The organism is Qipengyuania aurantiaca (assembly GCF_019711375.1).
GTDB classification, from domain to species: Bacteria; Pseudomonadota; Alphaproteobacteria; order Sphingomonadales; family Sphingomonadaceae; genus Qipengyuania; species Qipengyuania aurantiaca.
In genome coordinates, this window is sequence record NZ_CP081295.1 from 2732330 (window position 1) to 2754757 (window position 22428).

At 63.7% G+C, this 22428-nt stretch carries 21 protein-coding genes; 7 read left to right on the top strand and 14 right to left on the bottom strand.

Translation table 11 applies throughout. The features are described from left to right. Positions 1 to 50: 50 nt before the first annotated feature. Together K3148_RS13295 and K3148_RS13300 are read left to right on the top strand one after the other, a co-directional pair. Positions 51 to 1802: an N-acyl-D-amino-acid deacylase family protein gene (locus K3148_RS13295; protein WP_221425236.1), complete on the top strand. Its 1752-nt coding sequence runs from the start codon at positions 51 to 53 to the stop codon at positions 1800 to 1802. After that, positions 1799 to 2809: a zinc-dependent alcohol dehydrogenase family protein gene (locus K3148_RS13300; RefSeq protein WP_221425237.1), complete on the top strand. Its 1011-nt coding sequence runs from the start codon at positions 1799 to 1801 to the stop codon at positions 2807 to 2809. The genes K3148_RS13295 and K3148_RS13300 overlap by 4 nt, the downstream gene beginning before the upstream one ends. On the opposite strand, the gene K3148_RS13305 is transcribed toward K3148_RS13300, so the two are convergent. The 5 genes from K3148_RS13305 to K3148_RS13325 form a co-directional block, all read right to left on the bottom strand. After that, positions 2806 to 3885 carry a DUF2855 family protein gene (locus K3148_RS13305; RefSeq protein WP_221425238.1) on the bottom strand — a complete coding sequence of 360 codons (1080 nt, stop codon included), beginning with the start codon at positions 3883 to 3885 and terminating at the stop codon, positions 2806 to 2808. The genes K3148_RS13300 and K3148_RS13305 overlap by 4 nt on opposite strands. A 60-nt stretch (positions 3886 to 3945) precedes the next feature. Beyond that, entirely contained in the window at positions 3946 to 5070 is a 1125-nt protein-coding gene (gene dnaN / locus K3148_RS13310; protein ID WP_221425239.1) for a DNA polymerase III subunit beta, read from the bottom strand. A 144-nt stretch (positions 5071 to 5214) separates the two neighbouring features. Then, positions 5215 to 5967, bottom strand: coding sequence for a 3-oxoacyl-[acyl-carrier-protein] reductase (gene fabG / locus K3148_RS13315; RefSeq protein ID WP_221425240.1), 753 nt, complete (start codon positions 5965 to 5967; stop codon positions 5215 to 5217). Beyond that, on the bottom strand, positions 5967 to 6905 hold the full coding sequence (gene fabD, locus K3148_RS13320) for an ACP S-malonyltransferase (protein WP_221425241.1): 939 nt from the start codon (positions 6903 to 6905) through the stop codon (positions 5967 to 5969). The genes fabG and fabD overlap by 1 nt, the downstream gene beginning before the upstream one ends. A gap of 24 nt (positions 6906 to 6929) precedes the next feature. Then, positions 6930 to 7781 carry an LD-carboxypeptidase gene (locus tag K3148_RS13325; RefSeq protein ID WP_247711590.1) on the bottom strand — a complete coding sequence of 284 codons (852 nt, stop codon included), beginning with the start codon at positions 7779 to 7781 and terminating at the stop codon, positions 6930 to 6932. Between the two features lie 42 nt (positions 7782 to 7823). Here K3148_RS13325 and K3148_RS13330 point away from each other — a divergent pair, with 42 nt between their 5' ends. After that, positions 7824 to 9251 carry a glutamate ligase domain-containing protein gene (locus tag K3148_RS13330; RefSeq protein ID WP_221425242.1) on the top strand — a complete coding sequence of 476 codons (1428 nt, stop codon included), beginning with the start codon at positions 7824 to 7826 and terminating at the stop codon, positions 9249 to 9251. On the opposite strand, the gene K3148_RS13335 is transcribed toward K3148_RS13330, so the two are convergent. Together K3148_RS13335 and K3148_RS13340 are read right to left on the bottom strand one after the other, a co-directional pair. Next, positions 9248 to 10936 (bottom strand): GGDEF domain-containing protein, encoded by a 1689-nt coding sequence (locus K3148_RS13335; RefSeq protein ID WP_221425243.1) that lies wholly within the window; start codon positions 10934 to 10936, stop codon positions 9248 to 9250. The genes K3148_RS13330 and K3148_RS13335 overlap by 4 nt on opposite strands. Positions 10937 to 11106: 170 nt before the next feature. Then, the gene (locus K3148_RS13340) at positions 11107 to 12063 is read right to left on the bottom strand and encodes a DUF808 domain-containing protein (protein WP_221425244.1); all 957 of its coding nucleotides are present in this window, start codon (positions 12061 to 12063) and stop codon (positions 11107 to 11109) included. Between the two features lie 218 nt (positions 12064 to 12281). Here K3148_RS13340 and rpsF point away from each other — a divergent pair, with 218 nt between their 5' ends. The 4 genes from rpsF (at position 12282) to K3148_RS13360 (ending at position 15086) form a co-directional block, all read left to right on the top strand. Next, positions 12282 to 12647 (top strand): 30S ribosomal protein S6, encoded by a 366-nt coding sequence (gene rpsF / locus K3148_RS13345; protein WP_006832329.1) that lies wholly within the window; start codon positions 12282 to 12284, stop codon positions 12645 to 12647. After that, positions 12647 to 12871, top strand: a complete 225-nt coding sequence (rpsR, locus tag K3148_RS13350; protein ID WP_006832330.1) for a 30S ribosomal protein S18 — start codon at positions 12647 to 12649, stop codon at positions 12869 to 12871. The genes rpsF and rpsR overlap by 1 nt, the downstream gene beginning before the upstream one ends. Positions 12872 to 12883: 12 nt before the next feature. Then, positions 12884 to 13522: a 50S ribosomal protein L9 gene (rplI, locus tag K3148_RS13355; RefSeq protein WP_221425245.1), complete on the top strand. Its 639-nt coding sequence runs from the start codon at positions 12884 to 12886 to the stop codon at positions 13520 to 13522. 124 nt (positions 13523 to 13646) lie between these two features. Further along, positions 13647 to 15086 (top strand): AMP nucleosidase, encoded by a 1440-nt coding sequence (locus tag K3148_RS13360; RefSeq protein ID WP_221425246.1) that lies wholly within the window; start codon positions 13647 to 13649, stop codon positions 15084 to 15086. Here the strand turns inward: K3148_RS13360 and K3148_RS13365 are convergent. The 7 genes from K3148_RS13365 to K3148_RS13395 all read right to left on the bottom strand — a co-directional run bounded on the left by K3148_RS13365 (position 15079) and on the right by K3148_RS13395 (position 22385). After that, positions 15079 to 15696 (bottom strand): hypothetical protein, encoded by a 618-nt coding sequence (locus K3148_RS13365; protein WP_221425247.1) that lies wholly within the window; start codon positions 15694 to 15696, stop codon positions 15079 to 15081. The genes K3148_RS13360 and K3148_RS13365 overlap by 8 nt on opposite strands. Next, entirely contained in the window at positions 15689 to 17092 is a 1404-nt protein-coding gene (locus K3148_RS13370) for an HWE histidine kinase domain-containing protein (RefSeq protein WP_221425248.1), read from the bottom strand. Before K3148_RS13370 ends, K3148_RS13365 begins: the two co-directional genes overlap by 8 nt. A 65-nt stretch (positions 17093 to 17157) precedes the next feature. Then, positions 17158 to 18063, bottom strand: a complete 906-nt coding sequence (gene rimK, locus K3148_RS13375; protein ID WP_221425249.1) for a 30S ribosomal protein S6--L-glutamate ligase — start codon at positions 18061 to 18063, stop codon at positions 17158 to 17160. Continuing rightward, positions 18060 to 18521 (bottom strand): ATP-dependent zinc protease family protein, encoded by a 462-nt coding sequence (locus tag K3148_RS13380; RefSeq protein ID WP_221425250.1) that lies wholly within the window; start codon positions 18519 to 18521, stop codon positions 18060 to 18062. The genes rimK and K3148_RS13380 overlap by 4 nt, the downstream gene beginning before the upstream one ends. Then, positions 18518 to 19534 (bottom strand): YncE family protein, encoded by a 1017-nt coding sequence (locus K3148_RS13385; RefSeq protein WP_247711591.1) that lies wholly within the window; start codon positions 19532 to 19534, stop codon positions 18518 to 18520. Before K3148_RS13385 ends, K3148_RS13380 begins: the two co-directional genes overlap by 4 nt. Further along, positions 19531 to 20433, bottom strand: coding sequence for an energy transducer TonB (locus tag K3148_RS13390; protein ID WP_221425251.1), 903 nt, complete (start codon positions 20431 to 20433; stop codon positions 19531 to 19533). Before K3148_RS13390 ends, K3148_RS13385 begins: the two co-directional genes overlap by 4 nt. 98 nt (positions 20434 to 20531) lie before the next feature. Further along, positions 20532 to 22385 carry a M2 family metallopeptidase gene (locus K3148_RS13395; protein ID WP_221425252.1) on the bottom strand — a complete coding sequence of 618 codons (1854 nt, stop codon included), beginning with the start codon at positions 22383 to 22385 and terminating at the stop codon, positions 20532 to 20534. Positions 22386 to 22428 lie beyond the last annotated feature (43 nt).

The window sequence follows — 22428 nt, forward strand, 5'->3', positions numbered from 1 at the left end:
GACCAGTTGCAATGTGGAACCTTCCCTCGCGAGAGAGAGGAGCATTCACCATGCCAGCATTCGACCTGATCATCCGCGGCGGAACCATCGTCGACGGAACCGGAGAGGCGCGCTTTACCGGCGATGTCGCGGTAAAAGACGGCCTGATTGCGCAGGTCGGCGAGGTGTCGGGCGATGCGGCGGAGGAAATCGACGCATCGGGCATGCTGGTAACCCCCGGCTTCGTCGACATTCACACGCATTACGATGGTCAGGCGACCTGGGACCAGGAGATGGCCCCCAGCAGCTGGCACGGCGTGACCACGGTCGTGATGGGCAATTGCGGCGTAGGCTTTGCGCCGGCCAAGCCCGACAAACACGAATGGCTGATCGGCCTGATGGAGGGCGTGGAGGATATTCCCGGCACCGCTCTGGCCGAGGGGATGAGCTGGGACTGGGAGACCTTCCCCGAATATCTCGACGCGCTCGAGAAGCTGCCGCGCACGGTCGATGTCGGCACCCATGTCCCGCACGGCTCGGTCCGCGCCTATGTGCTGGGCGAGCGCGAGCGTCCCGGTGCGGTCCCAACCGAGGACGATATCCGGCAGATGGCGACTATCGTCGAGGAAGGCGTGCGCGCCGGGGCTTTGGGCTTCTCCACCTCGCGCACCGTCCTCCACCGCGATGTCGATGGCGAGGTCGTCCCCGGCACCACGGCGACCAAGGAAGAGCTCATCGAAATCGGTCGCGCGATGGGCCGCGCGGGCCACGGCGTCTTCGAAATGGCCAGCGACATGATGCGCGACTGGGACGAGTTCGGCTGGATGGGCGCGCTGAGCCGCGAAACCGGCCTGCCCTGCACCTATGCCGCGCTGCAATCGATCGCGAAGGAAATGCCGCTCGACGAGCAAATTTCGTCCATGCGCGCGGAGAACGACAACGGCGCCAATATCGTCGCGCAGATCGCCCTGCGCGGAAACGGCATCGTCATGGCTTGGCGCGGCACGGTGCATCCCTTCCGCCTCAAGCCGAGCTGGAAGGAGATCGAGGACCTGCCGTGGGAGAAGCAGAAGGCGAAGCTGTTCGATCCCGAATTCAAGGCCCGGATGTTGGCCGAGCAGCACGACTTTTCCGAGGTCAATCAGGATATCATCGGCCTGATCATGGTGGTCTGCGGCGGCTGGAACATGCAGTTCGAGATGGACCCCGACTTCAACTACGAACCGACCGCGGCGGAAAGCATCCTCGAACGCGCGAAGGCGGCGGGCAAGTCGGGCGACGAATACGCCTATGACCTGCTCTGCAGCGACGATGGCAAGGGCTTCATCTACCTACCCATCCTCAATTATGCCGACGGCAATCTCGATTTTCTTCACGATCTGCAGCATGCCGACGACACGGTGAATTCCCTCTCCGACGGCGGCGCGCATTGCGGCACGATCTGCGACGCGGCCTCGCCCACCTTCATGCTGCAACACTGGGTGCGCGATCGTTCGCGCGGGACCATCAGCCTGGAGAACGCCATCAAGCGGCAATGCGCCGATACCGCGCGGCTCTATGGGCTGGAGGATCGCGGCGTGCTGGCACCCGGGTATCTCGCCGATGTCAACGTGATCGACATGGAGCGCCTCAAGCTCGGCAAACCGTGGCTCGCTTTCGACCTACCGGCGGGCGGCAAACGCTTGCTGCAGAAGGCGGAAGGCTATGTCGCCACGATCAAGAACGGGACAGTGACTTTCCGCGAAGGCGAATGGACCGGCGAGACGCCCGGCGGCCTGATCCGCGGGCCGCAGCGCGCCGAACTAGCGGAGGCGGCCGAATGAAAGCGATTCGTACCGGCGCCACGCCCTCCACCCTCGACGCGCTTGCCTGGGTCGATATCGAAGACCCTGCTGCTCCCGGACCGGGAGAAATCTCGGTCGAGCTGAAGGCGAGCTCGCTCAACTATCACGACTACGCCGTGGTCAAGGGCATGATCCCGACGACCGAGGGCCGCATCCCCATGTCGGACGGCGCGGGCGTGGTCACCGCGGTCGGCGACGGCGTCACCGAGTTCGCCACGGGCGATCACGTGGTCAGCACCTTCTTTCCCGAGTGGCTGGACGGTGGGCCGCCGCAAACGGCCTTCACCCGCGTGCCGGGTGACGGGATCGATGGCTATGCGCGGCAGGCGATCACCGCGCCCACACACTGGTTCACCCGCGCACCCAAGGCCTTCAGCCATGTCGAGGCGGCGACGCTGACCTGCGCCGGGCTGACCGCATGGCGCGCGCTCTTCGTCGATTACAAGCTCAAGCCCGGCGACACCGTCTTGGTGCAGGGCACGGGCGGTGTGTCGATCTTCGCGCTGCAGTTCGCCAAGGCCGCCGGAGCGACGGTGATTGCGACAAGTTCCTCCGACGAGAAGCTGGAACAGGTGAAGGCGCTCGGGGCCGATCACCTGATCAATTACAAGGAGGTCGAGGCCTGGGGGCCCAAGGCGCTCGAACTCACCGGCGGACGCGGCGTGGATTGCGTGGTCGAGATCGGCGGCGCCGGGACGCTCGACCAGTCGATGCTGGCCACCCGCGTCGGCGGCCATGTCGCGCTGATTGGAGTGCTGGCCGGCATAGCGGGGCCGGTGCAGACCGCACTGCTGTTCTCCAAGAACCTAATTGTGCAGGGCCTCACCGTCGGCAGCCGCGCTATGCAGCAGGACATGATCGCGGCCATCGAGGCCAACGGGATCAAGCCACAGGTGAGCGATATTTTCGCGCTTGAGGACCTTGCCGATGCTTTCCGCCACCAGGAAAGCGGCAGTCACTTCGGCAAGATCGGGATCGAGATCTAGGGTTCGATCACGATCCCCTTGGCGGGATCGACGCTGCCGCCCACCATCTCGACGAAGGTGTCGCGCGCGGCTTCGAGGCCGCTGCGGCGCTCGATTGCGATGGAGCCGCCGGCATCTTCGAGAAAGCCGCGCCAGCTCTCGGCCACCATGGCACCCGCCTTTTCGTACCCCTGCTCCTTGAACAGCGCCACCGCATGGTCGGGCGCGAAGAACAAGGTCGGAGTCGGCCCGGGCAGATCGCCGCCTGCGCCCATTCCGCCGCCGCGCTCCTCGATATGAGTCGCGCCGACGAGGCAGGAGTACTTGAGATCGTCCCCGAAATGGTGGTGGAGTGCGCCAAGAAGTTTGGCGTTACCCGCGAAATCGACCGTGACGCTGGGCACGGCAGCGAGGTTTCCTACGGCGTCATAAGCAAGCACGTCGTCGTAAAGCCCGCTGGCCTTCACGAATTCCACATTGCCCGGTGAGGTCAGCCCCACCCGTTTCACATTCGGCGACCGCCGCTTGGCCACGCTCGCGAGGCCCATCGCGGTCTTGGACGAGGCGCTGGTCAGGATCATCTGCTGCGCCCCGAACCAGTCCTCGGCGCGCATGAAATATTCGATCAGGAAGCCGGTCCTGAACAGCGGGCCGAAGAGCATCCGCTCGCCCTCGCGGTCCGGGTCGTGTTCCGGGTCGGCGGCAAGGCGCGAATACTGGTTGTAGATCGGGCTCATCGGCTGGCGATGCTCGGCCATGTCGACGAAACCGCCCGCGCTGACCTTGCCCGGCACGACATCGAGATGGCTCGCCATCGGCAGATAGCCATAGACCCGCTCGCCCTCGGCAAATTCGGGATGGTTGCTCTGGATTACCCGCGCGTGCCCCCACATGGGGACGATGCCCCTGCCCTCCGGCGCGGGGAAGAAGTTCCAGTAGCCGAAGCCGTCACCCACCACGGCGTAGGTCACGTTGTTAGCCGTGACCGAAAAGCTTTCGATGGCAAGCCGCACCGCGCCCTCGGCAAGAGCTCCGTCGTCCCGTTCGACCACATCGGCCTTGGTCAGATCGGACTTCTGGACATGAACCTGCTGCATCGCGTCTCTCCCACTTTTGAGGAGGACGCTAGCGGCAGGTCACGGCAATTGCGAGGGGTCTCAGACCCGCATCGGCATGAGGACGTAAAGCGCGGGGCTGTCGTCGTTCTTGCGGATCAGCGTCGGCGCACCGGCATCGGCGAGGTGGATTTCCACCTGGTCGCTGTCGATCTGACTGAGGATGTCCTTCAGGTAACCGGCGTTAAAGCCGATCTCGAAGCCGTCCGAGCCGTATTCGGCCGCCAGCTCTTCCGAAGCCGTGCCGTTGTCGGGCGAGGTGACAGTCAGCGTCACGCGGTCCTTGTCGAGGCCCATCTTGACGGCGCGGGTCTTCTCGGTGGCAATGGTCGCCACGCGGTCTACACCGGCGAAGAAGCTCTTCGGGTCGATCTTGAGCAGCTTGTCGTTGCCCGTCGGGATGACACGCGAGTAGTCGGGGAAGGTGCCGTCGATCAGCTTGCTGGTCAGCACCACGCCGCCCTCGCCGCCGAGGGTGAAGCGGATCTTGCTGGCCGAGAGGTCGATCTTGACGTCGCCATCCATCTTCTCGTCGAGCAGCTTTCGCAGTTCGGCCACGGCTTTGCGCGGAACGATCACGTCGGGCATGCCTTCGGCGCCTTCCGGGCGGGTCAGCGTGAAGCGCGCGAGGCGGTGGCCGTCGGTTGCCGCGGCCTTGAGGACCGGCTGGTCTTCGTCCGATACGTGCAGGAAGATGCCGTTGAGGTAGTACCGGGTTTCCTCGGTCGAGATGGCGAAGCGCGTGCGGTCGATCATTTCGGCCAGCGTCTTGGCGGGCAGCGAGAAGCTGGTCGGCAGATCGCCTTCCACGATCACGGGGAAATCGTCGCGCGGCAGGGTCGGCAGCTTGAAGCGGCTGCGACCGGCCTTCACGTCCATTCGGTTTTCCGCGGTTTCGAGGCTCACCTGGCTGCCTTCGGGCAGTTTGCGGGCGATGTCGAACAGGAGGTGGGCCGAAACCGTGATCGCGCCGTCGCTTTCGACGCTGGCGGCTTCGATATGTTCGACCACCTGCAAGTCGAGGTCGGTCGCCATGACGCGCAGGCCATTGCCTTCCGCCTCGATCAACACGTTCGAGAGGATCGGGATGGTGTTGCGGCGTTCGACCACGGACTGGACGTGGGAGAGACAGCGCAGCAGCGTCGCGCGTTCGATTGTGGCCTTCATGGTCCTTCTTTCGTCCCTTTTGGGCGCGGTGAAGGCCGGAATCGCTCCACCAGCGCCGGAATACGGATATTGACCTTAGCCATGCTGGCATGGCTCGCAAGCTTCCCGCGCTAACGAGCGGTTTTCCCTTGGGGATAAGTGGAATTACCCCTGCATCGCCATGCCGCCGTTGACGTGGATCGTCTGGCCCGTGACGTAAGCGGCTTCGTCGCTGGCGAGATAGGCGACTGCTGCGCCGATCTCGTCGCCCTCGCCCATGCGGCCCATTGGGATGCGGCCGTTGATGGCGGCCTTCTGATCGTCGTTCAGTGCATCGGTCATCGCGGTGCGGATGAAACCGGGGGCAACGCAATTGACGGTGATGTTGCGGCTGGCGAGTTCCTGCGCGAGGCTTTTGCTCATGCCGGTCAGGCCTGCCTTGGCGGCGACGTAGTTCATCTGACCGGGGTTGCCGGTGTGGCCGACGACGCTGGTGATCGAAATGATGCGGCCACCCTTGGCCTTCATCATCGGGCGCGCGCTGGCGCGCATCAGGCGGAAGCTCGCTTCGAGGTTGATGCGGATCACCTCGTCCCATTCCTCGTCCTTCATCCGCATTGCGAGATTGTCGCGCGTGATGCCGGCGTTGTTGACGAGAATATTCATGCTGCCGAGCGTGTCGACGGTAGCCGGAATCAGTTCCTCGACCTGCGTCGTGTCGGACAAATTGCAAGTGATTTCGACATGGTCGCCGCCAGTGTCCGCGTTGAGCTGTTCGCGAAAGGCGCGCAGCTTGTCGCCGTTCGAGCCAGAGAGCGCGAGCCGCGCGCCCTGGCGGGCGAGCGCATAGGCGATTGAACTGCCGATGCCGCCGCTGGCACCGGTGACGAGGGCGGTCTTGCCTTCGAGATTGAACATCAGCCGTTCTCCTTCGCGAAATTCTCAAGGTCTTCCATGGTGACGAGGCTGACCGTGGTCGCCTCCTTTGCAATGCGGCCAACCATCGGGCCGAGCACCTTGCCGCCCAGCTCGACGAAACGCTCCACGCCCGCCTCCTGCATGGCAAGCACGCTTTCGCGCCAGCGCACTCGGCCGGTGACCTGGTCGACCAGCAGCGCCTGTTCTTCCGCCGGGTCGGTGACGCGGGCGGCGGTGACATTGGCGTAGAGCGGCACGGTGAAGGCGACGGGCGCCGTATCGGCGAGCGCGATCTTCATGCGCTGGGCCGCCGGTTCCATCAGCGAGCAGTGGAACGGCGCGGAGACGGGCAGCTTGATGCCGCGCTTGATGCCGTGTTCCTTGGCCATTTCGATAGCGCGGTCGATCGCTTCGGCGTGGCCCGAGATCACGACCTGCGTGGGGTCGTTATCGTTGGCGACCTCGCACACCTGACCCTCGGCCGCCGCTTCGGCAAGCGTGGTGGCTTTCTCGATATCGGCGCCGAGCAGCGCGGCCATTGCGCCGACGCCAATCGGCACGGCGTCCTGCATGGCGATGCCGCGCAGGCGCAGCAGCTTGGCAGTCTCGGACAGGCCAAAGGCGCCGGCAGCGCAAAGCGCCGAATATTCGCCGAGCGAGTGACCCGCGACGCAGGTCGCCTTGTCGGCCAGCACCACGCCGAATTCCTTTTCGAGCACCCGCAGAGTGGCGATCGAATTCGCCATGATCGCGGGCTGCGCGTTGCTGGTCAGCGTGAGTTCGCTTTCCGGACCGTCCTTCATCAGCGCAGAAAGTTTCTGATTCAGCGCGTCGTCGACTTCCTCGAACACCTCGCGAGCGTGCGCGCTGGCTTCGGCGAGCTCGACGCCCATGCCGACTTTCTGGCTCCCCTGACCGGGGAAGATGAATGCAGTCATGAATCTCTCCTTGTGCGGGGCCGCTTAGGCGCGTGCGCCGCAAGCCTCAAGGCCGAAGGGGACGATCCTGTTGGCAGAGGTGTGACCGATCGCCGCGCGCCCGAGGTATTCGATGCCGTAGCGTTCGCACCATCCGCGCACGATCTCTTCAGGGTTAGCGCCGAAGGGCCGGTCGTTCTCGGGCACGGCGGTGACTTCGCCGAGCCGTATGCCCGCGACGCCGTGCAAATGCTCGACCAGATGGAACATCAGCCGGTCGATGGCATATTCGTATTCGCCCACCTCCTCGATCAGCACCTCGTGCCCTTCGAGCGACGGCGTGAATTGCGTGCCGACCAGCATCGCGAGCGTGTAGAGATTGAAAGCCGTTACCGGCCTGCCGGACAGCGAGGGCTCCAGCCCGGCATCCTCGCCCGCCATCCAGCCGAGCGCGCGGCGGATCGCTTCTTCCCCGCCCTCGCGTTTTATATCCACCGGCATCGGCGCGTGTATCGGTTGTCCGATACCGGCACGGTAGAGCGCGCCTAGAAGGAAACCCATGTCCGAATAACCAAGGAACGCCTTCTCGCGCGCGGTGGGCTGGACCTGGCCGATGAAGTCCGCGGCAACGCGGTTGGACCCATACCCCCCCTTGGCAAACCACACGGCGTCGAAAACAGGGTCGTTCGCGCATTCGAGCAAGGCGGCGAGCCGCACCGCGTCTGCCCCGGCGAAATGCCCTTCTTCGACGAAGCATTGCTCGTGGAAATGAAGCGCGATGTCCGGAAACTCCTCCGCTGCCAGCGCCAAAACGGCCTCGGCGTATTTGCGTTTGAGCGGTGTCGCGGGGGCGCAGATCGCCACTTTTCGGATCGGTCGGTGCACGGGTGCGACCATGCCTGCTTGTCATTGCGCTTACAACTGCATAGCGAAGCCGCAATGACCGACTTCCCCAGCCCAGATGAGCTTTTCGCGCGCCCCTTCTTCTTCGTCGGCATCGGCGGATCGGGTATGCTGCCCCTGGCGCAGATCCTCAAGGGCCGCGGATGCGAAGTCGGCGGCTCCGACCGCAGCTTCGACCAAGGGCGCACGCCGGAGAAATTCGCCGCGCTCGAACGGCAGGGTTTCCAGCTTCACCCGCAGGACGGCAGCGGCATCGTTTCGGCCGAGCAGATTGTGGTCGCCTCCGCCGCGATCGAGGACAGCGTGCCGGAAATCGGCCGCGCCAACGAACTTGGCTGCCTGCGCCTGACCCGCGCCGAGCTCAATTCCATCCTCTTCAACACGAGCGGGGCGGGAATTGCGGTCGCCGGGACCAGCGGCAAGTCGACCGTGACGGGGATGCTGGGCTGGATTCTCGAGGCGACCGGCCGCGCGCCGACGATCATGAACGGCGCGGTGATGAAGAACTTCGTCTCGCCCGAACGCCCCTTTGCCAGTGCCGTGGTGGGTAGCCAGAGCATCTATGCAAGCGAGGTCGACGAAAGCGACGGCTCGATCGCCCTTTACCGCCCTGCCGTAGGCGTGCTGCTCAACGTCAGCCTCGACCACAAGAGCATGGAGGAATTGCGCCAGCTGTTCGGCGATTATCTCTCGCGTAGCCGTATTTCGGTGATCAACGCCGACGACGAGGAGGCGCTGGCCCTGCTCCCGCAGGCGAAGGACGTGATTACCTTCGGGATCGAGCAGGACAAGGCGCAGATCGGCATCGTGCCGGACAGCATTGCGGAAGGTCCGGTGCGGCAGGCGGCGATGGTGATTGACCGCCACGACAAGTCCGAACACGCGCTGCGCCTCAACATGCCGGGGCGTCACAACCTTTCCAACGCGCTGGCGGCCATAGCGGGCGCGGCGGCGGCAGGCGTACCCGTCGCTGCCTCGGTCGAGGCGCTGGCCGGGTTTGACGGTCTTGCGCGCCGGTTCGACATCGTGGGCACGAACCACGCGGCCATCACGGTGATCGACGATTTCGGACACAACCCGGAAAAATGCGCGGCCACCCTGCGCACCCTTCGCGCGCATCCGGGCCGTGTCCTCGCCTTCTTCCAGCCGCATGGGTACGGCCCCTTGCGCCAGATGGGCGAAGAACTCGCGCAGGTCTTTGCCGATGAACTGGCAGAGGACGACCGCGTGCTCATGTGCGACCCGGTCTACTTCGGCGGCACGGTCGACCGCAGCGAAGGCAGCGAACGGATCGTCAGGCTGGTGGAAGAGGCTGGTGGTCGGGCCGAATACATCCCCACGCGCAAGTCGGTGGAGGACCGGCTGGTCAACCTCTCTCGCCCCGGTGACCGCATCGTGGTCATGGGCGCGCGCGACGATACCCTGTCCGAATTTGCCCGCAGACTGCTTCAGCGGCTGGACTAGGCCAACCTGTCCGTTTTGGCTGCGCGAGCGCGGTCATTAGCCGCAGGCTTGTGCGCGGCGCTCTTCGCCACATAGCGTGCTCGCACCGCGTTGCGCCCCGAATTCTTCGCTTCGTACAGGGCCGCATCGGCAAGTTTGACCGCTTCGACGAGGCGCATATCGGAGCCCCCTGCCGCCCCGATGCTGGCGGTGACGGCGGGAATTTCTCCGGAGTTCTCCCGCGGCCCCGCCTCAATCCGCCCTCTCAGGCATTCTGCGGCGGCGAGCAGGTCCTCGCGCGATGCGGCGCGCAGGACGATGGCAAACTCTTCCCCGCCGATGCGGAACGCGCGCGCCTCGTATTTGTCGCGTTCGAAACACGTCTGCATTGCGCGCGCTGCGAAGATGAGCACCTTGTCGCCCGCAAGGTGACCATGATCGTCGTTCACTGCCTTGAAGTGGTCGATGTCGATCAACAGCAGGCCCTCGCCGCGCCGCAGCCCCATGACCCGATCGAAGGCGCGGCGGTTGCCGAGGCCCGTCAGCGGATCGGTAAAGGCCATGCGCCCCATCTGCAGCGCCTCGATCCGCGCACGGTCGCGCTGGACGCGCAGGTTCAGCGTGCGCCGCGCGACCGCTGCGGCCGTGCCAAGCGCCAAGAGCGCAGCCGAGAGGACCATGGCATCGTCGACCAGATTGTCCTGCCGCAGCAGGTCGAAATCGGAGGCCATGCGGACTAGGCCGGCGACGATCATTCCGGACCACGCGATGGTCAAATGCGGCCAGATGCTGCTCCGCCGGACGATGGCGAGGTAGAGGATCGCTAGCGTTATGGCGGTAACTGGAAGCAGCGACAGCAAACTCACGGTGTGCGCGTAATCCCGGACCAATTCGGCGTCCAGGAGGCAAAACAGCTTGGCGACAACCGGCAGCGCCGCGGCAATCCACGCCGCCTTTCGCATACGGCGCGACACCACGCGCAGTTCGAGAACGGTGAGCAGGAATCCCACCCCTGCCACGCTGACAAGCGCCACGCTGAAGGTGTTGAGAAAGTAGCGCGCCTTGGCCGAGATCGCCGGCACGACCTCGATGACAAAACCCGAATTGGCCAGCACATAGAGCAGCAGCGCGGCGGTCAGGCCGATGTGCCAAGACAGGAATCGCGCGCGGATCAATCGAAAATAGAACAGGTCGAACAGCAGCGTGGCAAGAAGCAGGCCGCATATCAGGGCGGCGAATTGCGCGCGGCTGCTGTGCTGCGCCTGCGCCGCGGCTGCTTCGATCACGCGCATATTGGTAAGCGTGGCTTTCGCCCAGGGACGCACAACCAGCGCATCGACACGGGCAAGCGGAGCGCCGGTCTCGGGGACTGGCACACTGAAACGCGTGCCGCTGTACCAGCTCTCCACCGTGTCGGTCGGAGTCACCTTTACGGTCCGCGTCTGGCCGTCCGCATAGAAGAATGCCAGATCGATACGTTCGAACAGGGCGGAATCGGTCTGCCACAGGAGCGGGCCGTCGAGCGCGCGCAACGATCGCTCCACATTGGCGACGATGCGAAAGACATCCGCTTCGCCTCCGTATCGGTCCGCACTGCAATCGAGTGCGCCGGGGTCGGCCTCGCGCGCCTGCTGCACCGTGTCATAGCCGCGCAGGCAGTTGGCCTCGTAAAGCGGCACGGCGGACGCGTGGGCCGGTCCGGCCATGACGGCAAGCGAAAGCGCCCAAAGCGCAGCCAGGAACCGGATCGTTAAGCGCAAAACCCCTTATCCGCAGGCAACGGCCCACGCTCTCCAGCGCGTGCCAAAGTAACGTTGCTTTGCGAGCCCGTTTGCCCTGGGGTCTGCGCCCCCCTATTTTCCGGTTTGCCCCCGGATCAGTGCTCAGTGTGACCGATTTTCAGGACTTTGTGTAGCAGAAAGACGATCACGAAGCCGAGCAGGAGCCCGATGATCGCCGAAACGGCGGCATAGGTCAGCCAGCCGAACAGGCCCGAAAGCGCCCCCGTCGCGGCCTTGACGGCGTACTCTGCGCCATGCGCCAGATCATAAAGCAGGTCGAAGCCCAGCTCGTGCGTTCCGTGAACAATAATGCCGCCGCCGACCCACAGCATGGCGATGGTGCCAATGAAGGAGAGCGCCGTGAGCAGCCACGGCATGGCCTTGAGCAGGAAATGCCCGAAATTCTGCGCGGCCTGCGAAGGCTTTTTGGTAAGGTGAAGGCCGAGGTCGTCCATCTTCACGATCAGCGCGACCGCGCCATATACAACCACCGTCACCGCGATCGCCACCACGGCCAGCGCCAGCCCGCGACCGATGAAAGAGTCGGCTATAGGGTCGTTGGAGAGTTCGTTGAGGACGATTGCCATGATCTCTGCGGACAGGATCAGGTCAGTACGGATCGCGCCCGCGACACGCTCCTTCTCGAAAGCAACCGGGTCCTCGATCACGTCGTCAACGGTCTTGCCGTGCTTGGCGCCGCCCAGCTTTTCCATCACCTTTTCGGCACCCTCATAGGAGAGAAATGCGCCGCCCAGCATCAGGATCAGGATGATCGCCCCGGGCAGGAACTGGCTCAGCAGAAGCGCGCCGGGAAGCAGGATCAGCAGCTTGTTCTTGAAGCTGCCCTTGGTGATCGCCCAGATGATCGGCAGCTCGCGCGCGGGCGACAGGCCGGTGACATAGCTCGGGGTGACCGCCGCATCGTCGATCACCACCCCAGCGGTCTTGGATCCGGCGCGCCCGGCAGCGGCCGCCACATCGTCGATCGATGCAGCTGCGGTACGGGCGATGATGGAAACGTCGTCGAGCAGCGCTACGAGGCCGGATGGCATTTTGGTCTTTCCCCTTGGATTACCGAAGCAATGCGCCCCTGCCCCGCCCGTTCCGGCTCGGCAAGCCAGTTGATCGCTTGCATTATCGGCAAATCCCGCTATGTGCGCGCATCCCTTGCATCCGGGCAGACCGGATTGGGGATACCCAAGAAAGCCGGAGGGGCCCCGCAATCCCGCGGACAAGCCAGCGATCGGCCATAGTGTGAAAGGAACAGGGCATGGCTCTTTACGAGCATGTTTTCCTGGCGCGACAGGACCTGAGCCAGGCTCAGGTAGACCAGCTCGCCGCCACGGCGACTGAAATCGTCGAAGCTAACGACGGCAAGGTCACCAAGACCGAGACCTGGGGTCTCAAGAACCTCGCCTACAAGATCGACCGTAACCGCAAAGCTCACTTCGTGATGCTCAACATCGAAGGCCCCGGTGCCGTCGTTGCCGAGCTCGAGCGCCAGACGCGCATCAACGAAGACGTCATCCGCTACATGACCATCCGTGTCGACGAACACGAAGAAGGCCCCAGCGTGATGATGCGCAAGAACGAGCGCGATTCCAAGAAGCGCAAGGACCGCGAGGAGCGTAACTGATGGCCCGTCCGTTTTTCCGCCGCCGCAAGACCTGCCCGTTCTCCGCGAAGAACGCGCCGGCTATCGATTACAAGGACGTTCGTCTGCTCCAGGGCTTCATGTCCGAGCGTGGCAAGATCGTCCCCAGCCGCATCACCGCCGTCAGCGCGAAGAAGCAGCGTGAACTGGCCAAGGCCATCAAGCGCGCTCGCCACATCGGCCTGCTGCCCTACATCGTGAAGTAAGGAGAAGACCTCATGGATATCATTCTCCTCCAGCGTATCGAAAAGCTCGGCACGATCGGTGACGTCGTCACCGTGAAGGACGGCTACGCACGCAACTTCCTGCTCCCGCAGAAGAAGGCCCTGCGCGCCAACGAAGCCAACAAGAAGGTCTTCGAAGCCAATCGCGAGCGTCTCGAGAAGGAAAACGCCGAGCGTCGTACCGAAGCTGAAAAGTCCGGCGAAAAGGTCGACGGCGTCGAGATCATCCTGATCCGTGCCGCGTCGAACACCGGCCAGCTTTACGGTTCGGTCAACGTCCGCGACATCGTCAACGGCCTCGCCGACAAGGGTCACGAGATCGATAAGAAGCAGGTCATCATGGGCAACCCGATCAAGACGATCGGCATGCATGACGTGCGCGTCGACCTCCACCCGGAAGTCTCGGTCACGATCAAGGCCAATGTCGCCCGTTCGGACGACGAAGCCGAACTGCAGACGCAGGGCGTCGACGTTCTCGCACAGATGTTCGAAGAAGAGCAGCGCGAGATCGAGGAAATGGCTGCGGCCAACACCACCGATCCCACGCTCGAGCCGGGTGAAATCCCCGCCGACATGCTCGAAGGCGGCGACGACGCCGACGATTCGGACAGCGAAGAGAACGCCGAAGGCTGATCTTACGCGATACGCGAATAATCAGGGCGCGGCGGCTCCGGCTTCCGCGCCCTTTTTGTAACAAGCGGATTCCTGTGGCAGACGGGGTCACGAAAACGAAAAGAGCCAGGAGAAAAAGGCCCCTATGGATTCGATCGAACAGATTCTCGATAAGCTTCAGACGGTTTACGATGCCGCGACCGCGCGCCTGCGCGACGATGTCATCGCATTCGGCCGCGAGCGCGAAATTCCGCCCGCTGAACGCCGTAAGGACGGCAGTTATGCCTATCCCGAACTGCGCATCCTGTTCCGTGGAGGAGAACTCCCGGAAGGCGCAAGCCGCGCTTTCGGCCGCCTCAACACGCCGGGCCTCTATGCGACGACGGTGACCAAGCCGAGCCTGTTCCGCGAATATCTGCGCGAGCAGATCGAACTGATCGAAAGCAATTACGAGGTCGAGGTCGAAGTCGGCTCCTCGCGCCAGGAAATCCCCTTCCCCTATGTCCTCGACGGGCAGGCCGGCGCCGAACTGGCCGGCATCGATCCCAACGAGATCGCGCGCCACTTCCCCTCGACCGATCTTGCCGACATCGGTGACGAACTGGCGGATGGCATCGAACTCGACAATCCGAACGACCCCATCCCGCTGTCGCTGTTCGATGGCCTGCGCACCGACTTCAGCCTGGCGCGCCTCGCCCACTACACGGGTACGGACGTCCAGCACTTCCAGCGCTTCATCCTGTTCACCAACTACCACCGTTATGTCGACGAGTTCGTCGACTGGGCGGGGTCGCAGCTCGGCAAGAACGGCTACACCGCGCTGGCCGGTGCCGGCGGTCTTTTGCTGACCGAGCAGACCGACAACGCGCGCGCGCAGCTTTCCGACACGGCGTGGCGGCGGCACCAGATGCCCGCCTATCATCTCGTCGGCGAAGGGCGCGGCGGGATCACGCTGGTCAACATCGGCGTCGGCCCCTCCAACGCCAAGACCATTTGCGACCACCTCGCGGTGCTGCGTCCCGAAGCGTGGCTGATGATCGGCCACTGCGGCGGCCTTCGTCCGAGCCAGAAGATCGGCGACTACGTGCTCGCCCACGCCTACCTGCGCGATGATCACGTCCTCGACCCGGTTCTCCCGCCCGAAATACCCCTCCCCGCCATTGCCGAAGTCCAGCAGGCCTTGGCAGGCGCCGCCGAACACGTCTCGGGCGAACACGGCAGCGACCTGAAAAAGCGCATGCGCACCGGAACCGTCGTCACCACCGACGATCGCAACTGGGAGCTGCGCTACACTCAGTCGGCCAAGCGCCTGTCACTCAGCCGCGCGGTAGGCATCGACATGGAAAGCGCCACCATCGCGGCGCAAGGCTATCGCTTCCGCGTGCCCTACGGCACGCTGCTATGCGTCTCGGACAAACCTCTTCACGGCGAGATCAAGCTGCCGGGTCAGGCCAACAAGTTCTACGAGGAAGCCATCGCGGCCCACTTGCAGATCGGCGTCACCGCCTGCGACCTGCTCCGCCAGGAAGGCCCGAAGCTGCACAGCCGCAAGCTGCGCGCCTTCAACGAGCCGCCGTTCAGGTAGGGCCAAGCACCGCCTGCTGCGTTTCCCGTAATTTTTGCTGCATGAACGCCGCATCGTAGTTGCGCCAGTAACGCTCAGCAATATCGGCGAAGTTCTGTCGGAATTGTGCGGTCAGTATCTCGTCTGCGTCATACGGTCCTCCGCATGCGCTTCCGATATCGTCGATTATTCGTGTCACTCCAGCAACCAACCATGCCTGCTGACGGTCCTCGGACATCTGAAAAAAGTTGGGGTCTTCCAGGCGAAATCCACTGAGGATTGATGTCTCGTGCAAGACGCAGGTTCTTGATTGGGCGGACACACTGACATTGAAGCCAAGATCGACCGATTCGACGTAAAGAAGAACGCGCAGTTTTTCGTTAGAACTACATGAGATCGACTCGGCCCACCATTTATTGCCGACCCAATGCAAACGGTCACATGGCAAACTGGAAAGCTCCGATGGATATCGCTCCGAGCCAACCCAAGGCACTTCATGCTCCCGTCCGAAGATTTCGGCCCGAGGGGTGATGCCTACATCGGATTGAGGATCTGCGCTTTGCTCTTCGCAAGCCGAGCTGACAGCCATAGCTGTCAAGACGATCGCCCACGACGCTTTGAGGTTAAGCATCACCCTCGGTCTCGAGATGCGGCAGGACTTTCTGCAGCGTCTCGTAAACCTTCTTGCTGCTCACCGGCTTCTCCAGAACCTCGTCCGAGCTGGTGCGGAAGGTGATCTGGTCGGGGGTGTAGGCGGTCACGAACACGAAGGGCACGCCGCGCTCGCGCAGAATCATCGCGGTCGGCTCGCTGGTCTTGCCGCCGCCCAGGTTCACATCGAGGAAGGCCGCGTCGATTTCCGCCGTACGCGCAAGCTTCTGCGCATCTTCGGCGTTGAGCGCCGGCCCGACGACTTCGAAGCCCAGTTCTTCGAGCATGTCGTTCATTTCATAAGCGACGAAGACCTCGTCCTCGACCACGAAAACGCGGGTGATCTCGTTATCGGGCATCGCAACGTTCTCGCTGGTGAGGGGCATCTCGAATGTCCATTCAAACCCGGATGAGCCATAGGAACGCCGGACTTCTCCCCCGGTTTCCGCCATCAGGGCGCGGCCGGTCACGAACGTTCCAAAGCCTTCCGCGGAAGGTTCGGATACGGGCGGACCGCCGCTTTCGATCCAGCGTACATGAAGCTGCGGCTGGTCGCCACTGCGGTCGACGCGCCAGGACAGGTTCACGCGGCCCTCTTCCTCGGACAGGCTACCATATTTCATGGCGTTGCTGGCGAGTTCGTAGAACGCCATGGAAAATGGCAAGGCGCGGCGGGTGGCGAAAATCACCTCCTCGCCCTCGATTGCGATCCGTTCGTCATCGATGCGCGAGAGGACGGCCCGGGCAATTTCGGCCAATGCTGACTTCGTGTAATCGTTGCCCACCAGCATGGAATGCGCCGCGGCATAGGCGTTGAGGCGGGAATCGATCTCGTCGCGCAACTCGCCGGCAACCCCGCTCTTGCGCAAGGAGCGCCCAACGATGGCGTTGGTGACGCTGAAGGCGTTTTTCACACGGTGGTTGAGCTCGGCGATCAGCACGTCCTGCGATTCGCGCAGGCGATGCTCCTCGTCGACATCGACACAGGCCACCGCCGCGCCGAGAAGATTGCCCTGATCGTCGCGGATAGCCTTGCCGATAATGCGCATCCAGAAGCGGCTGCCGTCACCGCGCTGGTAATGGACCGTGAGCTCGGAGTGGTCGGCCTCTTCGCGGATGACCTTGGCGAGCGGATATTCGAGCGATTCGACGCGCCGCCCATCCTCGTGGAAGGACACCCATTCGCCATAGGCCTCCGCATCCTTGGAATGAAAGATCGGGTGGCGCACCATCTCTTCGAGGATGCTGTTGCCGCGCAGGATTTGCCCATCCGCATCGGTAACGACCACGCCGACGGGTACGGTCTCCATCATTGCTTCGAACAGCTTGAGCTGCTCGGCCAACTCGTCCCTGTCTCCTGGTATCGATTCAACCACGCCGACGCCTCACAATTCGTTTAGTAATCAGAGACCTAGGCCACCCAATGACAGCTGTCGAGGGATCAGCCCTGCCCCTTGGTCTTGGTCTTACCGACCTTGGCGTTGGCAGCCATGTAGTCGATGATCATTCCGGCGATGTCCTTGCCCGTCGCGTTCTCGATCCCTTCGAGGCCGGGAGAGGAATTGACCTCCATGATGACCGGACCATGGTTGGACCGCAGCATGTCGACGCCGCATACATTGAGGCCCATGCGCTTGGCCGCGCTGACTGCCGTCGAGCGTTCGGCAGGGGTGATCTTGATGAGTTCAGCACTGCCGCCGCGGTGGAGGTTGCTGCGGAAATCGTCGGCGGCACCGGTGCGCTTCATCGTGGCGACGACCTTGCCGCCGACCACCAGGGCGCGAATGTCCGTGCCGCCTGCTTCCTTGATGAATTCCTGCACCAGGATGTTGACGTTGGCACCGCGGAACGCCTCGATCACCGATTTGGCCGAAGACATCGTTTCCGCAAGCACCACGCCGATGCCCTGCGTCCCTTCGAGCAATTTGATGACCACCGGCGGGCCGTTCACCGCCTTGATGATTTGCTCGGCCTGCTTGGGGTCGTTCGCATAGGCCGTCAGCGGCAGGCCGAGGCCGTGCTTGGCGAGGATCTGCATGCTGCGCAGCTTGTCACGGCTGCGCCCGATGGCGACGCTTTCGTTCAGGGGCCAGCAGCCGCGCATTTCGAACTGGCGCAGGATCGAGAGGCCGTATTGCGTGATCGAGGCCCCGATGCGGGGGATGACCGCATCATAGCCAAGGCATGGCTTTCCCTCGTAATAGACTTCGGGTCGGTGACTGGCGATATGCACCGTGCAGCGCGTGGTATTCAGGATATCGAGCTCGTGCCCGCGCTCTTCCGCCGCCTCTTTCAAGCGCTTGTGCGAATAGAGGTTCGGGTTGCGAGCAAGCATCGCAATTTTCATGGTTTATGGCCTTTCTGGACCTTCATTTCCGGCGTCTGCAACCAGCTGTATCCGGAGTCCACTACAAATCGGCGGCGCAGCGACGAACGGCCGATCAGCATTGGGAATTTCATGTCCGCGCGGTTGGCGAGGCTGATCTCGGCGCGAAATTCGACATCGCCGATCTTGAGCGGTGTCTTGATGACGTAGCGATATTGCGTCTCGCCGTTTGAACTGGTGATGCCGCGCACATCGACATGGACCGCCTCGCAGACCTGGCGGACGTGCTGCTGTTCGAAATCGACGGCGAAACGGACCATCTTTTGTCCGTCACGCTCGAATTCCTCCAGCACCGTGCCGTGCAGCGAGGACGTGCGCGCGCCGGTATCGATCTTGGCGGGCACGGCGTGGAGGCCCAGGTCGGGCAGGTGGACCAGCTCGCGCCAGCCGACGGCGGGTAGAGGTTTGCGGGTCGTCATTCGGTAATCGCTATCCCGTCGCCGCCGCCCTCGCCCGGCAGGCGGCGCAGCACCTCTCCGCTGGCGAAATCGACTTCGGCAATCGTGTTGGCCATGGTTTCAGCGACGTAGATGCGCTCGCCATCGGGCGAGAAGAGGATCGTAACCTGAGTCTTGGCTTCGGCTTCCTCGCGGCTGGAGACGGCCATGCTGCGCACCTTCGCGCCTGTCGCCGTGTCGATGACCGACAACGCGCCGTCCGCGAGGTCCGAGGTCACCGCGTAATCGCCTTGGGGCCGGATCACGATCCGCAAGGGGAAGTCACCGACCGGAACGTCCTTCACACGCTCCAGGCTCTGCGGATCGAGCGCGTAGGCCATGTCCGATCCGCGCGCGGACACCCAAAGCGTCTCGCCATCGGGAGACAGCGCGATGCCTTCCGGTTCCTCGCCCACCGAGACCGATAGCGGCGCACGGCGGGTCACGAGGTCCAGCCGGGTGACAGTACGCGAGCCGAGATCGGTGGTCCAGGCGTGCATGGCGTCGGGAGACACGGCGAGCATGTGGCTGCCTTCCCTGCCCGTGCCGTATTCGAAGGTCCGCGTCTCGCCCAGGGGATCGCGGATCACGACGACCGACTTGCGGCCCTCGGCCGTGGCGTAGAGGTGCCCGTTGGCGTGCCACACAATGCCGTGCGGCCGAGCGTTCTCGCCAAGCTCGATGCTTTTCACGCGTGCCAAATTGTCGGTGCGGAAAATGTCGACGCTCGTCCCGCCATAGCAGGCAAGCGCGACGTGCTGGTCATCGGGAGAGGTGGCCAGCTCATGCGGATTGGCGCAGCTGGCGACCTGCGCGGTCGTCTCGCCGCTGGCCAGATCGACCTTTGACAAGGTGTTTCCGAACTTGCCCGCCACGAATAGCGCGCCGCTTATCGCGGGATCGCTCGCCGCTGCCGGCGCCGCTTCGGACGTCGGCGCGCAGGCGGACGCCAGCAGCGTGGCCGCGACACCTGCGAGGGCACCCCGCACTCTCACGATTTGCGGAACGCCTTTACGAACATTTCCTGCGGCTTCTTGCGGCACCGTTCGACGGCCTTGTCCCACCTGCGATCGAAGCCGGACATCATCGATTTGAACGCCTCGACATTGACTGTGCCGCCGAGGCTCCCGATGACGTTGAGGCCGAGAAAGAACTTGCGAAAATTATAGTCGTCCGGCTCCGCCCCGGGATTGACGCTCCGCCACCAGTCGTATTCCGCCACGAAGGCGCTGCACGTATAGTCGCGCAGGCCGGCCGACATGCTGCCGGTGCCACCCGTCACTTGTGAGAGCGGGAAGGAGTAGCTGTTCTCGATGGTGTGCGGCTCCCCGTCGAGCCTGACCGGTGGGTCGAAACGCCAGCCGGCAACGGCGGCGAGCACTGCCGCGTCGATGATATCGGATTTGCTGCTTTCGAGCAGTTCGACATCGACGAAGCTTCCGTCGGGCGCCACAGTCCCCTTGATCCGTGTGGTGCCATTATGGCCCAGCGCCTTGGCTTCTTCGGGCAGTTCAGGGACTTCGCCCTCCACGCGCTGGGGCCAGTAGCCGATCCAGGGGGTAACGCGGATCTTGGCGTAGACCGGCTCGCCATCGAGCCGCGCGGGATTGAGTTTCCACCCGGAAAGCCGCTCCAGTGCGGCGGCGTCGATCTTTTCCACCCCGGTCGGCTCTTCCAGCTCGATCCGGGTCAGGCTGCCGTCCTTGAGGAGGATCGCCGAAGCCACCAGCCTCTGGCCGCGCTTCTCTTCTTCGAAGCGGGCTTGTCCGGGCAGGTCTTCAAGCGTGTCGCCCGAACGCCAGCGAGGCGCCACGTCGAGTTCCTCGAACTTCTCGTAGACGGGCTCGCCCTCGTACATCAGCGGAGCGTCCGCCTCTGCGACCTCGGCCGCCATCTTTTCGCCCCTAGGCGCGTCAGCCCCGCCCTCGGCATCCTGAGCGATGACGGGAGCAGCGACAAGCGCCGCCGCTCCTGCCAGCAATGTCCAGCGGTTTACCACCCTTGCGCCATCCCTTCGTTCTGCTCGTCGAGCCAGGCCTTGAGCGGGGCGAAATACTCGTTCAGCGCTTCGCCGCTCATCCGGCGTTCGCCGGTGAAGGCTTCGAGCGCATCGGGCCAGGGCTTGCTGGCGCCCATTTCGAGCATCGCGCCGAGGTTCTTGCCGACCTCTTCGTTGCCGTAGAACGAACAACGATGCAGCGGGCCTTCCCAGCCGGCCTGGTCGCAGGCGGCCTTGTAGAACTGGAACTGCAGGATGTGGGCGAGGAAGTAGCGCGTGTACGGCACGTTGCCGGGGATGTGGTACTTCGCGCCGGCATCGAACTGGCTCTCGTCACGCGCGACGGGCGGCGTGATGCCCTGGTATTCGAGGCGCAGGTCGTTCCAGCCCGCGTTGAGGCTGTTGGCGGGAATCGTCCCGTCGAACAGGCTCCAGCGATACCGGTCGACCATCAGGCCGAAGGGCAGGAAGGCGATCTTGTCCATTGCCTGGCGTAGCAGCAGGCCGATGTCCTTGTCGGCGCTGGGCACGTCGGCGGGATCGAGCATGTCGATCTGGACGAGGTATTCGGGCGTGATCGACAGCGCGATCATGTCGCCGATGGCCTCGTGGAAACCATCGTTCGCGCCGTTGAGGTGGAGATAGTCCTGCTCGTTATAGGCGCGCTGGTAGTAGTTGTGGCCAAGCTCGTGGTGGATGACGATGAAGTCTTCCGCGTTGCGCTTGATGCACATCTTGATGCGCAGGTCGTCGACATTGTCCACGTCCCAGGCGCTGGCGTGGCAGACCACTTCGCGATCGGCGGGCTTGGTGAACTGGCTGCGTTCCCAGAAGGTTTCCGGCAGGGGTTCGAAGCCGAGCGAGGAGAAGAAGTCCTCGCCCACGCGGACCATCTGCTTTTCGTCGTAGCCCTTGTCCTCGATCAGGCTGGTGAGATCGTAGCCGACATCGCCCGCCCCTTCGGGCGCGACCATCGGGTAGATGTTGCCCCAGGACTGGCCCCACATATTGCCGAGCAGGTCGGCGCGGATCGGGCCGGTGGCGGGCTGGACCGCGTCGCCGTATTTCTCGTTGAGCTTGCCGCGGACATAGGTGTGCAGCGCCATGTAGAGCGGCTTCACCTCCTGCCACATCCGCTCGGTCTCGGCAGCGAAGGCATCGGGGTCCATATCGTAATTGGAACGCCACATGGCGCCCAGATCGTCGAAGCCCAGTTCCTGCGCGCCTTCGTTGGCGATGGCGATCATGCGCTGGTAATCGGTGCGCATCGGGGCGCCGACGTTGTTGTGCCAGCTTTCCCACATCTCGGCCTTTTGCGCCGGGGTCAGGTCGAGGTCGCCCATCGCGGCCTCGATGTCCGAGCCGTTAATCTCCTCGCCGTCGAGCGTGCCCTTGCCCTTGCCGTACATCGAGCCGAGTGCGGTCGAGATGCTCGCCAGTTCGGCAGCCGCGCCGTCGCGCACGGGCGCAGGCATCACGATGCTGTTGCGCAGGATGTCGAGCTTGCGCGCGACTTCGGGATCGAGCCCGGCAACGCGCGCGTATTCGGCGGCCTTGTTGGCGTAAGCGACCTGTTTCTCGGTCGATTCCGCGCCGTATTTCGCCGCCAGCATATCGCTGTCGTGGGTGATGTAGGTCGAGTTGATCCACAGCACGCGGCCGTATTCGACGGAGAAATCGTAAAGGTCCTTCTCGACCATGGCGACCCAGTCGGCCGCGCCCTGCGGCGTCATCGGATAGGGATCGGCCGCGGCGACAGGCGCAACGGCGACCGGTTCGGCGTTGGCGGTGCTGCAGGCGGCCAGCGAAATGGCGAGCGCCGAAAGCGCGACGGGGGCAAATTTCATGATACTTCCTCTTCCCATGCCGGGGTTGTCTATTGATGGCGGG

Bases quoted from the DNA above. Each gene is read 5' to 3' on its own strand.
- K3148_RS13300 (WP_221425237.1), top strand. From the start codon at position 1,799: ATGAAAGCGATTCGTACCGGCGCCACGCCCTCCACCCTCGACGCGCTT.
- fabD (WP_221425241.1), bottom strand. From the start codon at position 6,905: ATGACTGCATTCATCTTCCCCGGTCAGGGGAGCCAGAAAGTCGGCATG.
- rpsF (WP_006832329.1), top strand. From the start codon at position 12,282: ATGGCTCTTTACGAGCATGTTTTCCTGGCGCGACAGGACCTGAGCCAG.
- K3148_RS13325 (WP_247711590.1), bottom strand. From the start codon at position 7,781: ATGGTCGCACCCGTGCACCGACCGATCCGAAAAGTGGCGATCTGCGCC.
- K3148_RS13395 (WP_221425252.1), bottom strand. From the start codon at position 22,385: ATGAAATTTGCCCCCGTCGCGCTTTCGGCGCTCGCCATTTCGCTGGCC.
- K3148_RS13340 (WP_221425244.1), bottom strand. From the start codon at position 12,063: ATGCCATCCGGCCTCGTAGCGCTGCTCGACGACGTTTCCATCATCGCC.
- dnaN (WP_221425239.1), bottom strand. From the start codon at position 5,070: ATGAAGGCCACAATCGAACGCGCGACGCTGCTGCGCTGTCTCTCCCAC.
- K3148_RS13360 (WP_221425246.1), top strand. From the start codon at position 13,647: ATGGATTCGATCGAACAGATTCTCGATAAGCTTCAGACGGTTTACGAT.
- K3148_RS13295 (WP_221425236.1), top strand. From the start codon at position 51: ATGCCAGCATTCGACCTGATCATCCGCGGCGGAACCATCGTCGACGGA.
- rplI (WP_221425245.1), top strand. From the start codon at position 12,884: ATGGATATCATTCTCCTCCAGCGTATCGAAAAGCTCGGCACGATCGGT.
- K3148_RS13365 (WP_221425247.1), bottom strand. From the start codon at position 15,696: ATGCTTAACCTCAAAGCGTCGTGGGCGATCGTCTTGACAGCTATGGCT.
- fabG (WP_221425240.1), bottom strand. From the start codon at position 5,967: ATGTTCAATCTCGAAGGCAAGACCGCCCTCGTCACCGGTGCCAGCGGC.
- K3148_RS13335 (WP_221425243.1), bottom strand. From the start codon at position 10,936: ATGGCCGGACCGGCCCACGCGTCCGCCGTGCCGCTTTACGAGGCCAAC.
- rimK (WP_221425249.1), bottom strand. From the start codon at position 18,063: ATGAAAATTGCGATGCTTGCTCGCAACCCGAACCTCTATTCGCACAAG.
- rpsR (WP_006832330.1), top strand. From the start codon at position 12,647: ATGGCCCGTCCGTTTTTCCGCCGCCGCAAGACCTGCCCGTTCTCCGCG.
- K3148_RS13380 (WP_221425250.1), bottom strand. From the start codon at position 18,521: ATGACGACCCGCAAACCTCTACCCGCCGTCGGCTGGCGCGAGCTGGTC.
- K3148_RS13330 (WP_221425242.1), top strand. From the start codon at position 7,824: ATGACCGACTTCCCCAGCCCAGATGAGCTTTTCGCGCGCCCCTTCTTC.
- K3148_RS13305 (WP_221425238.1), bottom strand. From the start codon at position 3,885: ATGCAGCAGGTTCATGTCCAGAAGTCCGATCTGACCAAGGCCGATGTG.
- K3148_RS13390 (WP_221425251.1), bottom strand. From the start codon at position 20,433: ATGGCGGCCGAGGTCGCAGAGGCGGACGCTCCGCTGATGTACGAGGGC.